Below are 15403 nucleotides of genomic sequence, written 5' to 3' on the forward strand. Positions count from 1 at the left end.
CCGTACCCATGAGCACGACCACACCCGAGAGCTCCGCCCCCCGCCGTGTCCGCCGCCGGGGCGAGAACACCCTCGCCGGCTCCCTCGTCTCGCACGCGATCCTGACCGTCGCCAGTCTGATCGCGCTGTTCCCGATCGGCTGGCTGGTCTATCTGTCCCTCGGCCCGGACAAGGACGACTATCTCCACCCCGGCGGCATCTGGGACAAGATGACGTTCGACAACTACACGTTCGTCCTGCGGCACACCGAGTTCTTCAACTGGCTGAAGAGCTCGCTCATCGTCACCCTCGGCACCACGGCCATCGGCGTCCTGCTCGCCGCCACCACCGGCTACGCCGTCTCCCGCATGCGCTTCCCCGGCTACCGGAAGTTCATGTGGGTCCTGCTGGTCACCCAGATGTTCCCGGTCGCCGTCCTGATGGTCCCGATGTACCAGGTCCTGGCGGATCTCCGGCTCATCGACAACTACCTGGGCCTCATCCTCGTCTACTGCACCACCGTCGTGCCGTACAGCGCCTGGCTGCTCAAGGGGTACTTCGACACCATCCCCTTCGAGATCGACGAGGCCGGACGCGTCGACGGGCTCAGCCCGTTCGGCACCTTCGTCCGCCTCATCCTGCCGCTGGCCAGGCCCGGCCTCGCGGTGGCCGCCTTCTACAACTTCCTCACCGCGTTCAGCGAGGTCGCCTTCGCGTCGGTGTTCATGCTCAGCGACGACAAGTACACGCTCGCCGTCGGCCTGCAGTCCTTCGTCAGCGAGCACGACGCCCAGCGCAACCTCATGGCCGCGACCGCCGTGCTGATCGCGATACCGGCCGCCGCGTTCTTCTACCTCGTGCAGAAGAATCTGGTCACCGGTCTCACGGCCGGCGGCACGAAGGGCTGAGCCCACCTCCTGTGAAGACCACTCCGATCCCCTTACGCACCAAGGACGCCATGAGCCAGCAGCACTCCGCAGCCCGGGCCACCACTCCCACCCCGGCGGCGGCCGTCCCGACCGTCGTCGGACACCGCGACTGGTGGCGGGACGCGGTGATCTACCAGGTGTACCCGCGCAGCTTCGCCGACAGCGACGGCGACGGCATGGGCGACCTGGAAGGCGTACGCTCCCGCCTCCCGTACCTGCGCGACCTCGGCGTGGACGCCGTGTGGCTCAGCCCGTTCTACGCCTCCCCGCAGGCGGACGCCGGCTACGACGTCGCCGACTACCGCGAGGTGGACCCGATGTTCGGCTCGCTGCTGGACGCGGACGCGCTGATCCGCGACACCCGCGATCTGGGCCTGCGCATCATCGTCGACCTGGTCCCCAACCACTCCTCCGACCAGCACGAGTGGTTCAAACGGGCGCTGGCGGACGGCCCCGGCTCGCCCCTCCGCGACCGCTACCACTTCCGCCCCGGCAAGGGCGAGAACGGCGAACTCCCGCCCAACGACTGGGAGTCCGTCTTCGGCGGCCCGGCCTGGACACGGGTCGACGACGGCGAGTGGTACCTGCACCTCTTCGCCCCCGAACAGCCGGACTTCAACTGGGAACACCCGGCGGTGGGCGACGAGTTCCGCTCGATCCTGCGCTTCTGGCTGGACATGGGCGTGGACGGCTTCCGCATCGACGTGGCCCACGGCCTGGTGAAGGCCGAGGGCCTCCCGGACCTCGGCGTGCACGACCAGCTCAAGCTGCTGGGCAACGATGTCACGCCGTTCTTCGACCAGGACGGCGTCCACGAGATCTACCGCCAGTGGCGTTTGATCCTCGACGAGTACTCGGGCGGGCGTATTTTCGTGGCCGAGGCATGGACCCCGACCGTCGAGCGCACCGCGAACTACGTCCGCCCCGACGAACTCCACCAGGCCTTCAACTTCCAGTACCTGAGCACCGATTGGGACGCGAAGGAACTGCGGACGGTCATCGACCGCACGCTGGAGGCGATGCGCCCGGTGTCCGCCCCGTCCACCTGGGTCCTGTCCAACCACGACGTGACCCGCCACGCCACCCGCTTCGCCAACCCGCCCGGCCTCGGCACCCAGATCCGCCTGGCGGGCGACCGCGGCCTGGGCCTGCGCCGCGCCCGGGCGGCGACCCTGCTGATGCTCGCCCTCCCCGGCTCGGCGTACGTCTACCAGGGCGAGGAACTCGGCCTCCCGGACGTGGTCGACCTCCCCGACGAGGTCCGCCAGGACCCGGCCTACTTCCGCGGCGCCGGCCAGGACGGCTTCCGCGACGGCTGCCGGGTCCCGATCCCCTGGACGCGCGAGGGATCGTCGTACGGCTTCGGGGACGGGGGCAGCTGGCTGCCTCAGCCGTCCGGCTGGGGGGAGTTGAGCGTGGCGGCCCAACAGGGCGTCGCGGGCTCCACCCTGGAGCTGTACCGCACGGCCCTGCGTATCCGCCGTACCCGGCCCGACCTGGGCGCGGGCGACTCGGTGGAGTGGCTGACGGCCCCGGAGGGCGTACTGGCCTTCCGCCGCGGGGAGTTCGTGTGCGTCGCCAACACCTCGGGTGAGCCGGTGCGGATCCCCTCCTACGGCCGGGTCCTGCTGACCAGCGGCGACGAGATCGCCGAGACGGCCGGCGGGGCGACGCTCCCGGCGGACACGACGGTGTGGTGGACGACGGCCTGACCGGCCGCCCGCCCGCGGCAGGGGCTCTCCACACTCCTGCCGCGGGCGGAGACCACCGGGACGCACCGGAGGGGTTGACGCTTGCATGTCACGGTCCTACCTTCCGCAGGGAGATGGGAGCGCTCCCACGATTGGGCGGATCATGCTGCGCAGACTCAGGAAGTGGACGCTGACGTCCACAGCGGTCCTCCTCATGGTCGCCGCTGCCACCGCGGCCGACCTGCCGGCGGCCGCCGCCTCCTCGGCGACCGTCGACGGGTCCATCGCCTACCAGCCCATCGACGGCTTCGGCTTCTCCGAGCACTTCGGACGCGCCGCCATCATGAACGGCTCACAGGGACTCTCCGCACAGCGTCAGCGGGAGATTCTCGACCTGCTGCTCAGCCGCGGCAGCGGCGCCGGGCTGAGCATCCTGCGCCTCGGGATCGACTCCGGTATCCAGCCGACCGACCCGGGCGGGCCCGACGCCACCCCGAGGTACGTGTGGGACGGGTACGACAAGGGCCAGGTGTGGCTCGCCCAGCAGGCCAAGGCGTACGGCGTGAGCCGGTTCTACGCCGACGCGTGGACCGCGCCCGGGTACATGAAGACCAACGGGACGGACGCCAACGGCGGCACCCTGTGCGGTCTGGCCGACGCGTCCTGCGCGAGCGGCGACTGGCGCAGGGCGTACGCCGGCTTCCTTGTGCAGTACGCCCGCTTCTACGGACAGGCCGGCATCGGCATCACCGACCTCGGGTTCACCAACGAGCCCGACTGGACGGCGACCTACGACTCCATGCGGCTCACCCCGGCCCAGGCCGTCGAGTTCACCAAGGTGTTGGGGCCGGTCGCGGGCGCCGCCGGATACAAGGTCGCCTGCTGCGACTCCTTCGGCTGGACCCAGCAGAAGAGTTACAGCGCCGCGATCGAGGCGGACGCCACGGCACGCGGCTACGTCGCCACCCACACCGGCCACACCTACGCCAGCGCCGTCGACGGCCCGCTGCCGACCCTGAAGCGCACCTGGATGTCGGAGTGGTCACCCAACGGCACGGCCTGGAACGAGAACTGGGACGACGGCAGCGGCTACGACGGCTTCACCGTCGCCTCCGCCGTCCACGACGCCCTCACCAGGGGGAACACCAGCGGCTACGTCTACTGGTACGGCGCCTCGACGGGTGCCACCCGAGGCCTGATCCAGATGGACGGCGACAGCTACCACGTCTCCAAGCGACTGTGGGCGCTCGCGGGCTACAGCCGCTTCGTCCGCCCCGGCGCCACCCGCATCGCCGCCACGACCCCCGACGCCGACCTCAGGCTCTCGGCGTTCCGCAACACCGACGGCACGCTGACCGTCGTCGCGCTCAACGCCGGAACCGGCGCCCAGCAGGTGTCGTACAGCCTCCGGAACACCGGGATCACCACGGGTACGGCGACCCCGTACCTGACCAACGGCTCCAGCAGCATGGCCCGGCAGCCCGCCGTCGCCGTGAACGGGGGGTCGCTGACCGCCACGGTTCCGGCCCGCTCACTGGTCACCTACACCCTCAGCCGACAGGAGTCGCGATGCGCGTGACAGGACGTCTGGGTCTCTTACTGGGCGGGCTCGCCCTGGTGTTCGGGATGACGATGTCACCCTCGTCCGCCGCGGCGACCGCCCTGCCCGGCAGCTTCACCTGGTCGTCGAGCGGCCCGCTGATCACCGCCAAGTCGGACGCCGCCCACCAGCTCAGCGCGATCAAGGACCCGTCGGTGGTGTACTCGGGCGGCCGGTGGCACGTGTTCGCCACCACCACGACCAGCGCCGGCGTCTACAGCATGGTGTACCTCAACTTCACCGACTGGTCGCAGGCCGCCGCCGCGCAGCACCACTACCTGGACCAGACGGCGATCGGCACCGGGTACAAGGCGGCACCGCAGGTGTTCTACTTCGCGCCGCAGCGGCTGTGGTACCTCGTCTACCAGACCGGGGACAACGCGGCGTACTCGACCACCACGGACATCGCCAACCCGGCCTCGTGGACCGCGCCGAAGAAGTTCTACGCCTCCGGCATGCCGCAGATCATCAAGGACAACATCGGCAGCGGCTACTGGGTCGACTTCTGGACCATCTGCGACACGGCGAACTGCTACCTGTTCTCCTCCGACGACAACGGACACCTCTACCGCTCGCAGACATCCGTGGCCGCCTTCCCGAACGGCTTCACCAACACGGTCATGGTGATGTCCGACGCGAGCAGGTACCGCCTGTGGGAGGCCGCCAACGTCTACAAGCTCGCCGACTCCAACTCCTACCTGCTCCTCGTCGAGGCGATCGGCAGCAACGGCAAGCGGTACTTCCGCTCCTGGACGTCCACCGGCATCACCGGCACCTGGACCGCGCTGGCCGACACCGAGGCCAAGCCCTTCGCCCGCTCCACCAACGTCACGTTCAGCGGCACCCCCTGGACCAACGACATCAGCCACGGCGAGATGATCCGCGCAGGCAGCGACCAGACCCTCACCATCAGCTCCTGCCGCCTCCAGTACCTCTACCAGGGCCTCGACCCGGCCGCCACGGGCCCGTACAACACGCTCCCGTGGCGGCTGGGACTGCTCACCCAGACGAACTCCACCTGCTGAACAGGCTCATTTCCAGGTGTCGTTCGTCGAGTACCCGGACGAACCGCCCGTCGTGTACGAGCGGTTCGTCCCGGACTCCCAGGTCACGTTCCCGGAGCCGTCCTTCTTCAGGAACTTGTACTCGAAGGCCGTGCTCCGGGGGACGATGACCGTCCTGCTCCACGTCGGGTACGACGCCGAGGACAGCGGGATCGCGTCGCCCGGGTTCCAGGAGCCGAGTGAGGCGATCGAGCCGACGACGTAGACGTCGGTGCCCAGGGCGGTCGTCGCGTTGACGTTGAAGGTGACGTCGGTGGCGCTCGCGTTCGCCACGTTCCAGGAGTTGCTGAGCGAGAGCGCCGAAGTCGCCGTCGCAGCCGATCTGTTGGCGTTCGACTCCCACGTCACGTTCCCGGACGCGTCCTTCTTGAGGTACTTGTACTCGAAGCCCGTGTTGATCGGCACACTCACCTCCCCCGACCAGATCGGATACCCGGCGGACGACAGCCGGATCGCCTTCGACGTGTCCCAGCCGCCCAGGGCGGCGACGGAGCCGACGACGTAGACGTCGGTGCCGGACGGGGTGGACGCGTACGCGTTGAAGGTCGCCGTCACCGTCGACGTGCCGTCGTCCGGGTCCTCGCAGGAGCTGTCGCACGGGGTGAACGCGCCGTTGTAGAAGGCGATCGCGCTCTTCGCGGGGATCGTGAGAGTGGCGTTGCCGCCGGAGACGGTCACCGTCGTCGTGCCGTTGTCCACGACGTTCGCGTACGTGCCGTCGGCCATACCGGTCGCGAAGGTGTAAGTCGCCGCCGAGGAGCCGTTGTTGATGGCGACGTAGCCGCCCGTGCCACGGGCGAAGCCGATCACGCTCGACGACTTCGTCGACCAGTTGACGACCTCCGCCGAGCCCACCGCGTTGTGCCACTTCACCATGCCGGTGATCGCGGTGTCGCGCTGGAGGCAGTACCAGCCGCTCGAGCAGTTCGTGTCCGTGACGAAGCCGTTGGAGTTCGGCGGGGCCTGGTCGGAGGAGGAGAACTCGAAGCCGGAGTAGACCGTCGGGGTGGCCCACTTGTAGGCGAGCTGGAAGACGTTGGCCAGCCGGTAGGTGTCGCCGTCCTTGTAACTCATGTGCAGGCCGTTGCGCTCGGTGTCGTGATTGCTCACGAAGGACACCGAGTTGGCGGCCGGCAGGATGCCGCTGCTCTCCAGGGACGACAGATCGCTCACGTTCCCCTGGAACGCGGACTTCAGCCTGCTCGCGTACGTGAAGTCCAGGACGTCACCCGACGCGTAGTAGTCACTCGCCGCCGGGGTCGAACCCGGGTACACCTCCTGGAAGACGTACGGGTCCGCGCCCGAGGACGTGTCGTTCAGCTTCGCCCGGATCGCGTTGAGGTCGGCGACCGGGATGTGCTTCGCCGCGTCGACCCGGAAGCCGTCCACACCCAGGGCGATCTGGCTGTTGAGGAAGCCCGCGATGCCCGAACGGACGTGCTCGCTCTCGGTCTTCAGATCCGGCAGGCCCAGCAGCTCGCAGTTCTGGATCTCGCTCAGGTTGGACCAGTCGTCGATGAGCAGGTCGGAGTCGTTGCACTCGGCCGAGGTGTGGTAGTCGCCCGGGTCCCAGTCCGGGGTGTCGTACCTGCTGGTGAGCGTCGTGCCGTTGTAGCCGGTTCCGGTCTGTGCGGCGGTGTGGTTGATCACCGCGTCGGTGTAGACCTCGAGTCCGGCGTTGTGACAGGCCGTCACCATCGACGCGAACTGGGCCGCCGTCCCGAAGCGGCCGTTCAGGTTGTACGAGTACGGCTGGTAGACGTCCCACCAGTAGTAGCTGGGCTGTTTCAGCGACTCGGCCGGCGGGGCGACCCACACGGCGCCGTAGCCGTTCGGGCCGAGCACGTTCGTGCACTCGGACGCGACCGAGTTCCAGTTGTACTCCCACAGGTTGGCGATCACATCGCCGGAGGTCGTGACGTCCGCGTGGGCGGTGGCGGCGGGCAGGGCGGTCGCTCCCGCGAAGGCCAGCGCGGCGGCGGCCACGGCACGGGCCGTGCGCCGGTGTCTGGTGTTCATGGCGGCTCCGGAAGACAGGAAGCCGGGATACGGCTTCAACAACCGGTGAGCGTGGGGCAGTTGAGGAGACCCGTCAAGGTCCGGCGTGAAAGTTCTTTCGATGGGTTTCATGACTCTTGCTGTAAACCTTGCGGCAGGGATACGGTCGCGCGGGGTCGGGCCAAGAGAGCAAGCAGAGCAAGTGAGAGCAAGTGAGCCGCAATCGCTAGGAGTTCCCGCCTGTGACACCGAGAAGACGGATCGCGGCCGTCACCGTCGCCGCGCTGGCCGCCGCCCTGGTCCAGCCCCTCGCCGCCCGCGCGGCCACCCCGCCCCCACCGCCGTCCGACGCGAAGCTCGCCGCCGCGCCCGCCCGGCACGACGACACCCGCGAGCAGTTCTACTTTGTGATGCCGGACCGGTTCGCCGACGGAGACGCCTCCAACAACACCGGCGGACTGACCGGTTCCCGTCTGGAGACCGGTTACGACCCCACCGACAAGGGCTTCTACCAGGGCGGTGACCTCAAGGGCCTAGCCAAGCGACTCGACTACATCAAGGGCCTCGGCACCACCGCCATCTGGATGGCCCCGATCTTCAGGAACCGGCCGGTCCAGGGGACGGGGAGCAACGCCTCGGCCGGCTACCACGGTTACTGGATCACCGACTTCACCCAGGTCGACCCGCACTTCGGCAGCAACAAGGACCTCGAAACCCTCATCGCCAAGGCGCACGCCAAGGGCATGAAGGTGTTCTTCGACGTCATCACCAACCACACCGCCGACGTCGTCGACTACGAGGAGAAGTCCTACGACTACCTCGCCAAGGGCGCCTTCCCGTACCTGACCAAGGACGGCGAGCCCTTCGACGACGCCGACTACGCGGACGGAAGCGCCGGGTTCCCCGCAGTCGACGCCGACTCCTTCCCGCGCACCCCGACGGTCGCCTCGGACGTGAAGGTCCCCTCCTGGCTCAACGACCCGACGATGTACCACAACCGCGGCGACTCGACCTACGCAGGCGAGTCCACGACCTACGGCGACTTCTCCGGCCTCGACGACCTGTGGACCGAGCGGCCCGAGGTCGTCGGCGGGATGGAGAAGATCTACAAGCGCTGGGTGCGGGACTTCGATATCGACGGCTTCCGGATCGACACCGTGAAGCACGTGAACATGGAGTTCTGGACCCAGTGGGCCACCGCGCTCGACGCGTACGCCGCCGCACAGGGGCGCGAGAACTTCTTCATGTTCGGCGAGGTCTACTCCGCCGACCCGGACATCACCTCCCCGTACGTCACCCAGGGCCGCCTCGACGCCACGCTCGACTTCCCCTTCCAGGAGGCGGCCCGCCAGTACGCCTCCCAGGGCGCCGGCGCGCAGACGCTGTCGAGAGTCTTCGGCGCCGACTACAAGTACACGACCGACAAGGCCAACGCCTATGAACAGGTCACCTTCCTCGGCAACCACGACATGGGCCGCATCGGGTACTTCCTGAAGCAGGACGACCCGGAGGCCACCGACGCCGAACTGCTCGCGAAGGACCGGCTCGCCAACGAGCTGATGTTCCTCAGCCGCGGCAACCCCGTCGTCTACTACGGCGACGAGCAGGGCTTCACCGGCTCCGGCGGCGACAAGGACGCCCGCCAGACGATGTTCGCGTCCCGCACGGCCGACTACCTCGACGACGACCAGCTCGGCACCGACCGCACCCACGCGAGCGACGCCTACGACACCTCCGCCCCGCTGTACCGGCAGATCGCCGCCCTCGCGAAACTCCGCAAGGCCAACCCGGCGCTGACGGACGGCGTCCAGACCGAGCGCTACGCGGCCGACGGCGCCGGCGTCTACGCCTTCTCCCGCACCGACGCGGCAACCGGTTCCGAGTACGTCGTCGCCTTCAACAACGCGGGCACCGAGAAGGAGGCGACCTTCGCGACCGGTTCCGCGAACATGGCCTTCCGGGGGATCCACGGCACCGGGGCGACGGTCATGTCAGGAGCCGACAAGAAGATCACGGTGACGGTCCCGGCGGGCTCGGCGATCGTCCTCAAGGCCGCCCGCACCCTCGCCGCACCGGCCACGAGGCCGACCGTCGCCCTCCACGCCCCGGCCGCCGGGGCCACCGGCACCGTCGAGATCGGTGCCGACGTCGACGGCGGACAGCTCAACCGCGTCGTCTTCGCCGCGCAGACCGGCAACGGCACATGGCGGACGCTGGGCTCCGCCGACCACGCCCCGTACCAGGTCACACAGGTCGTCGGCAAGGACGTACCGGCCGGAACAGCCCTGCGCTACAAGGCCGTTGCCGTCGACTCGGCCGGCCGCACGGCGAGCGCCACCGCCGTGTCCAGTACCGGCACCCCGCCCGCCGAGGAGACCCCCTCCGCCTCCTCCCGTGACTACGCGGTCGTCCACTACCGGCGCACCGACGGCGACTACGACGGCTGGGGCCTGTACGCCTGGGGCGATCTGGCCGACGGCGAGTCGACGAACTGGCCGGACAGCCACCCCTTCACCGGCCGGGACGCCTACGGAGCCTTCGCCTACGTCAAGTTGAAGCCGGGCGCGTCGAACGTCGGCTTCCTCGTCATCGACAAGGACGGAAACAAGGACGTCTCCGCCGACCGCACGATCGACGTGACGAGGACCGGCGAGGTCTGGATCGAGCAGGGCGACACGACCGTACGGACCGAGCGGCCGGACGACTACCCTGCCGAGGACACCTCCAGGGCCGTACTCCACTACCACCGTGCCGACGGGAACTACGACGGCTGGGGACTGCACGTCTGGACGGGCGCGGCCGACCCCACCGAATGGTCCAACCCGATCGAGCCGACCCGCACCGACGCCTTCGGCGCGGTCTTCGAGGTACCGCTCAACGACGGTGCCACCAGCCTGAGTTACATCATCCACAAGGGCGACGAGAAGGACCTCCCGGCCGACCGGTCGCTCGATCTCACCGCCGACGGGCACGAGGTCTGGCTGCTGAACGGGCAGGAGGACCACCTCCTCCCGCAGCCGGCCGGTTCCGCCGCCGCGCTCGATCTGACGACCTCCAAGGCGATCTGGATCGACCGGAACACCGTCGCCTGGAACGGCTCCGAGACCGCCGCCTCCACTCAACTGCTCTACAGCCGCGAGGGCACGATCGCGGTCGACAACGGCACCCTCACCGGAGACGCCAAGTGGCTCCGGCTGACCAGGACTTCCCTCACCGACGCGCAGAAGGCCAAGTACCCCCATCTGAAGGCGTACAGCGCGTGGTCCGTCGATCCGCGTGACCCGGACCGGGTGCGGGAGGCGCTCGCCGGACAGGTCGTCGCCACCCAACGGGCACCGCACGGGGCGGTATTGGCCGCGACCGGTGTGCAGATCGCAGGCGTGCTCGACGACCTCTACGCCGGGGCCACGAAGGCGAAGCTCGGGCCGGTCTTCCACAACGGCCGTCCCACGCTGACGGTTTGGGCGCCGACCGCACAGAACGTCTCCCTGGAGCTGGACGGTTCGGTGAAGCGGATGGTGCGCGACGACGCCACCGGGGTCTGGTCCGTCACCGGCCCCAAGTCCTGGCGGAACAAGCCCTATCGGTACGTCGTGAAGGTGTGGGCGCCCAGCGTCCGGAAGGTGGTCACCAACAAGGTCACCGACCCCTACTCGGTCGCCCTCACCGCCGACTCGGAACGCAGTCTCGTCGTCGACCTGGACGACAAGTCCCTTGCCCCGGGCGGCTGGTCGGGCCTCGCCAAGCCCAAGGCCGTACCGCTGAAGGACGCCCAGATCCAGGAGCTGCACATCCGGGACTTCTCGGCGGCCGACCGGACCGCCGAGCACCCCGGCACCTATCTCGCCTTCACCGACAAGGACAGCGACGGCTCGAAGCATCTGCGCGCGCTGGCGAAGGCCGGCACCTCCTATGTGCACCTCCTCCCCGCCTTCGACTTCGCCACCGTTCCGGAGCGGAAGGCCGACCAGGAGACCACCGGCTGCGATCTCGCCTCCTATCCGGCCGACTCCGACCGACAGCAGGAGTGCGTCTCCGCGACCGCCGCGCGGGACGCCTACAACTGGGGCTACGACCCGTACCACTTCACGGTCCCCGAGGGGTCGTACGCCACCGACCCGGACGGCACCGCCCGTACCGTCGAGTTCCGCAGGATGGTCAAGGCGCTGAACGAGGACGGCCTGCGGGTCGTCATGGACGTCGTCTACAACCACACGTCGGCCGCCGGGCAGGCGGAGACCAGCGTGCTGGACGAGGTCGTCCCCGGTTACTACCAGCGGCTCCTCGCCGACGGATCGGTGGCCACCAGCACGTGCTGCGCGGGCACCGCCACCGAGAACGCCATGATGGGCAAACTGGTCGTCGACTCGATCGTCACCTGGGCCAGGGAGTACAAGGTCGACGGGTTCCGCTTCGACCTCATGGGGCACCACCCCAAGGCCAACATTTTGGCGGTCCGCAAGGCGCTCGACGCGCTCACCACGGCCAGGGACGGCGTCGACGGCAAGAAGATCATCCTCTACGGCGAGGGCTGGAACTTCGGCGAGGTCGCCGACGACGCCCGGTTCGTCCAGGCCACGCAGAAGAACATGGTCGGGACCGGGATCGCGACCTTCTCCGACCGCGCCCGCGACGCCGTACGCGGCGGCGGCCCCTTCGACGCCGACCCCGGCGTCCAGGGCTTCGCGTCCGGGCTCTACACCGACCCCAACGCCTCCACCGCCAACGGGACGGAGGCCGAGCAGAGGGCCCGGCTCCTGCACTACCAGGACCTGATCAAGGTCGGGCTCTCCGGAGACCTGGCGGCCTACCGCTTCACCGACACCGACGGCAAGGAGGTCACCGGCGCCGAGGTCGACTACAACGGACAGCCCGCCGGCTACGCGGACGCCCCCGGAGACGCCCTCGCCTACGTCGACGCGCACGACAACGAATCCCTGTTCGACGCCCTCACCTACAAGCTGCCCGCCGACACGAACGCGGCCGACCGCGCCCGGACGCAGGTCCTCGCCATGGCCACGGCCGCCCTCTCCCAGGGACCGGCCCTGTCCCAGGCGGGCAGCGACCTGCTGCGCTCCAAGTCCCTGGACCGCAACAGCTACGACAGCGGTGACTGGTTCAACGCGATCCACTGGAACTGCGCCGACGGAAACGGCTTCGGCCGCGGGCTGCCGCCGGCCGCCGACAACGCCGCCAAATGGCCGTACGCCACACCGCTGTTGAGCACGGTGCGGGGAATCGGCTGCGCGCAGATCGAGGGTGCCTCCGCCGCGTACCGCGACCTGCTGCGGATCCGTACGACGGAGAAGGCGTTCTCCCTCGGCACGGCCGCGCGGGTGCAGTCGGCGCTCTCCTTCCCGCTGTCCGGCAAGGACGAGACACCCGGTGTGATCACCATGCGGCTGGGCGAACTGGTCGTGGTCTTCAACGCGACGCCGGTCACCCAGAAGCAGCGAATCGATTCTGTCGCGGGAACCGGTTACCGGCTCCATCCGCTGCAGGCGGCGGGAGCGGACTCTATCGTCAAGTCCGCTTCCTACGCACGGGAATCGGGCACGTTCGCCGTTCCGGGTCGTACTGTCGCGGTGTTCTCGCGGGACTCCTGATACAGGACTAATTTAGTGGGGCGGTCCCGGGTCCGGGGCCGTCCCACGTTGTTCTCCGAGAGGGCCGGGAGTCTGACGGTGCCCGCCGATTCACTGGAGATCCAGGCCGTCGTACGGGCCGCGCTGCGCGGGGCGCGCCGGCGAGGGGACGCGACGGTACGGGCGCGGCGGCTGACGCTGCTCGCGGAGGCGACCGTGGCCGTGCAGACCGCACGCGGCCCGGGCGAGCTCGCCGACGCGGCGGCCGAAGGCGCGGCCCGGCTCACCGGCACCGCGGCCGTCGTCTTCGTGACCGGGCCGGACGGCGCGCTGCACCGGGGCACGTCCCGCGAGCGCGGCACGCTCGGGCTGCCGGACCCGGCCGGGCACGAGGCGGTGGCCCGGCTGCTCGCCGGGCTTGTGAACGGGCACAGCGGAGTGCGGAGCGTCGTCGTACCGGCGGCGCTGTGGCCGGCCGGCTTCTTCCACCCGGACCGCCGGGAGGCAGCCCGTCTGGTCCTGGCGGTGACCCGGGGCCGCCGCACCCCGGTCTGCGTCGCCACCCCCGCCCCCTCCCTCACTCTCCCCTCCGCCCACCACGACGGCCTTCTCTCCCGGCTCGCCCAGGTCACCGCCCTCGCCGCCGAGCCGCTGCTGCTCTACCAGGCGGAACGGCACGTGGCGCTCACCCTGCAGCACAGCTTTCTGCCCCGGCCGGACCGGCCGCCCCGGCTGTCCGGGGTCGAACTGGTGGTGCGGTATGTGCCGGCGTCGCCGGAGACCGAGATCGGGGGTGACTTCTACGCGGCCGTGTCCACCCGGGGCGGGGTGCTCACCGCGGTCGGGGATGTCGTGGGGCACTCGCTGGAGGCGGCCACCGTGATGGTGGAGATCCGGCACGCGCTGCGCGCCTACTGCGTCGAGGACCCCGACCCCGCGGCGCTCGCCGCCCGCCTGGACCGGATGGTCCAGCACTACCACCCCGAGGTCACCGCGACCGTCTGCCTGGCGCTCCTCGACCCCGCCACCGGGCGGCTGCGCGTCGCCAACGCGGGCCATCTCCCGCCGCTGATCGTGAAAGGCGACCACCGCGCCGAGTACGTCGACGTGGCCGGGCCGCTGCTCGGTCTCGGCCTGGAGCGCCCGCAGCCGACGGAGCTGGTGCTGGACCCCGCCGACCGGCTGCTGATGGTCACCGACGGGCTGATCGAGACCCGGGGTACCGACCTCGGCGTCAGCCTGGCCCACCTCCGCACGGCCGCCGCCGGCGCCCCGCCCGGCCTGGACGCCCTGTGCGACCTCCTCCTCGGCCGCTTCGGGCACAGCAGGGAGGACGACATCGCGATGCTGGCGCTAAGGCTAGGGTGAGCGGGAATCCCGACCGGAACAGGAGTTCCCATGCCGCAGATCACCGTCGACTACTCGCCGGCGATGTCCCGCGCCTTCGACGAGGAGGAGTTCGCGAAGGCCCTGCACGCCTCGGTCGTCGAGATCGCCGCCGCCAAGCCGGAAGCCTGCAAGACCCTGTTCCGCAAGGCCGACTCCGCTGCCTACGCGTACCAGGATCTGGCGGTGGAGGAGCACGCCATCGTCCATGTCACCCTCGGTCTGCTGGCCGGGCGTTCCGACGAGACCAAGGCCAGACTGACCGAGGCCGTCCTGGAACTGCTGCGCGAGCACGTGGAGAACGAGGACTTCGTCCTGCACGCCTCCGCCGAGGTACGCGACCTCGACCCGTCCTACCGCAAGTACGAGGGCTAGGGGCAGGCTCTAGGACGCCAGGGCGATGAGCCGGGTCGCCAGGTCTCCGAAGGGGCCGTCGGCCGGCTCGCTGCCCAGCATGGGGCGCAGCAGGGCGCGCATCTCCTCGTCGTAGGCCGCGCTCACGGCGGTCAGCGCGGCGAAGTCGTGCACCAGCTGTACCTCCAGCTCGGCGCGCGGGATGCGCCGTCCGTCCAGCCAGATCAGCGCGGTCGACTCGGCGAGCGATATCCAGGAGCGGATGACCAGCTCCAGACGGGCGGGCGGGTCGGTGATCACGAGGTGGGAGAGGATCTGCTCGTAGGCGGCCTGGCGGACCGAGTCGATGAGGGCGTTGGTGGTGGAGACATGGCTCAGGGTGTCCGCCGCGCCGACGGAGACCGCCGGGCCGCCGCGCATCAGGGCGGAGAAGCCGGGGCCGTGCTGGTCGACGAAGTCGAAGAACCGGCGCATGACCCTCAACAGCCTTGATCCCAGGGGCCCTTCGTGCGGTTCGACGAACCGGCTGGCGAGGTCCTCGGAGGCCCGCTTCAACGCGGCCTCGTAGAGGCTGAGTTTGCCGGGGAAGTAGTGGTAGACGAGGGGGCGCGAGATGCCGGCGGCTGCCGCTATCTCGTCGATGGACACCTCGTCGGGCGAGCGCTGGGCGAACAGTTCGAGGGCGACGCCGATCAACTGCTGCCGACGCTCCTCGACTCCCATCCTGCTGCGACGAACCCCGGTAGTCATGCGCTCAGCTTACCGATCGGATCCGGCCGCCAACGGACCGGATCCGTCAGGGAAGTTCACATGGATC

7 protein-coding genes and 2 pseudogenes are annotated in these 15403 nt (G+C 69.5%); 7 read left to right on the top strand and 2 right to left on the bottom strand.

Annotated elements, in window-relative coordinates; genetic code table 11:
* Nucleotides 1–8: 8 nt before the first annotated feature.
* The 4 genes and pseudogenes from ACFPIH_RS04970 to ACFPIH_RS04985 all read left to right on the top strand — a co-directional run.
* Complete coding sequence (locus ACFPIH_RS04970; RefSeq protein ID WP_381179767.1) at nucleotides 9–887, top strand: sugar ABC transporter permease; 879 nt, start codon at nucleotides 9–11, stop codon at nucleotides 885–887.
* Between the two features lie 50 nt (nucleotides 888–937).
* On the top strand, nucleotides 938–2620 hold the full coding sequence (locus ACFPIH_RS04975; RefSeq protein ID WP_381179770.1) for a glycoside hydrolase family 13 protein: 1683 nt from the start codon (nucleotides 938–940) through the stop codon (nucleotides 2618–2620).
* Nucleotides 2621–2762: 142 nt separating this feature from the next.
* Complete coding sequence (locus ACFPIH_RS04980; RefSeq protein ID WP_381179773.1) at nucleotides 2763–4178, top strand: glycoside hydrolase family 30 protein; 1416 nt, start codon at nucleotides 2763–2765, stop codon at nucleotides 4176–4178.
* Between the two features lie 71 nt (nucleotides 4179–4249).
* A pseudogene (locus ACFPIH_RS04985) lies at nucleotides 4250–5224 on the top strand (glycoside hydrolase family 62 protein); the annotation flags it as partial.
* Nucleotides 5225–5230: 6 nt separating this feature from the next.
* Here ACFPIH_RS04985 and ACFPIH_RS04990 read toward each other — a convergent pair.
* Nucleotides 5231–7282, bottom strand: a complete 2052-nt coding sequence (locus ACFPIH_RS04990; protein ID WP_381179776.1) for a carbohydrate-binding module family 20 domain-containing protein — start codon at nucleotides 7280–7282, stop codon at nucleotides 5231–5233.
* A 221-nt stretch (nucleotides 7283–7503) separates the two neighbouring features.
* On the opposite strand from ACFPIH_RS04990, the gene pulA reads away from it, so the two are divergent.
* From pulA to ACFPIH_RS05005, 3 genes and pseudogenes are all read left to right on the top strand, one after another.
* Nucleotides 7504–12867, top strand: coding sequence for a pullulanase-type alpha-1,6-glucosidase (gene pulA, locus ACFPIH_RS04995; RefSeq protein ID WP_381179779.1), 5364 nt, complete (start codon nucleotides 7504–7506; stop codon nucleotides 12865–12867).
* Nucleotides 12868–12939: 72 nt separating this feature from the next.
* Nucleotides 12940–14214 (top strand): annotated as a pseudogene (locus ACFPIH_RS05000) (PP2C family protein-serine/threonine phosphatase); the annotation flags it as partial.
* Between the two features lie 30 nt (nucleotides 14215–14244).
* Nucleotides 14245–14607 carry a 5-carboxymethyl-2-hydroxymuconate Delta-isomerase gene (locus ACFPIH_RS05005; RefSeq protein WP_381179782.1) on the top strand — a complete coding sequence of 121 codons (363 nt, stop codon included), beginning with the start codon at nucleotides 14245–14247 and terminating at the stop codon, nucleotides 14605–14607.
* 9 nt (nucleotides 14608–14616) lie between these two features.
* Here the strand turns inward: ACFPIH_RS05005 and ACFPIH_RS05010 are convergent, their stop codons facing one another.
* Nucleotides 14617–15336 (bottom strand): TetR/AcrR family transcriptional regulator, encoded by a 720-nt coding sequence (locus ACFPIH_RS05010; protein ID WP_381179784.1) that lies wholly within the window; start codon nucleotides 15334–15336, stop codon nucleotides 14617–14619.
* Between the last annotated feature and the right edge of the window lie 67 nt (nucleotides 15337–15403).

It is taken from the genome of Streptomyces vulcanius (assembly GCF_042653945.1).
GTDB classification, from domain to species: Bacteria; Actinomycetota; Actinomycetes; order Streptomycetales; family Streptomycetaceae; genus Streptomyces; species Streptomyces mangrovi.

Bases quoted from the DNA above. Each gene is read 5' to 3' on its own strand.
- ACFPIH_RS05010 (WP_381179784.1), bottom strand. From the start codon at position 15,336: ATGACTACCGGGGTTCGTCGCAGCAGGATGGGAGTCGAGGAGCGTCGG.
- ACFPIH_RS04990 (WP_381179776.1), bottom strand. From the start codon at position 7,282: ATGAACACCAGACACCGGCGCACGGCCCGTGCCGTGGCCGCCGCCGCG.
- ACFPIH_RS04980 (WP_381179773.1), top strand. From the start codon at position 2,763: ATGCTGCGCAGACTCAGGAAGTGGACGCTGACGTCCACAGCGGTCCTC.
- ACFPIH_RS04970 (WP_381179767.1), top strand. From the start codon at position 9: ATGAGCACGACCACACCCGAGAGCTCCGCCCCCCGCCGTGTCCGCCGC.
- ACFPIH_RS04975 (WP_381179770.1), top strand. From the start codon at position 938: ATGAGCCAGCAGCACTCCGCAGCCCGGGCCACCACTCCCACCCCGGCG.
- ACFPIH_RS05005 (WP_381179782.1), top strand. From the start codon at position 14,245: ATGCCGCAGATCACCGTCGACTACTCGCCGGCGATGTCCCGCGCCTTC.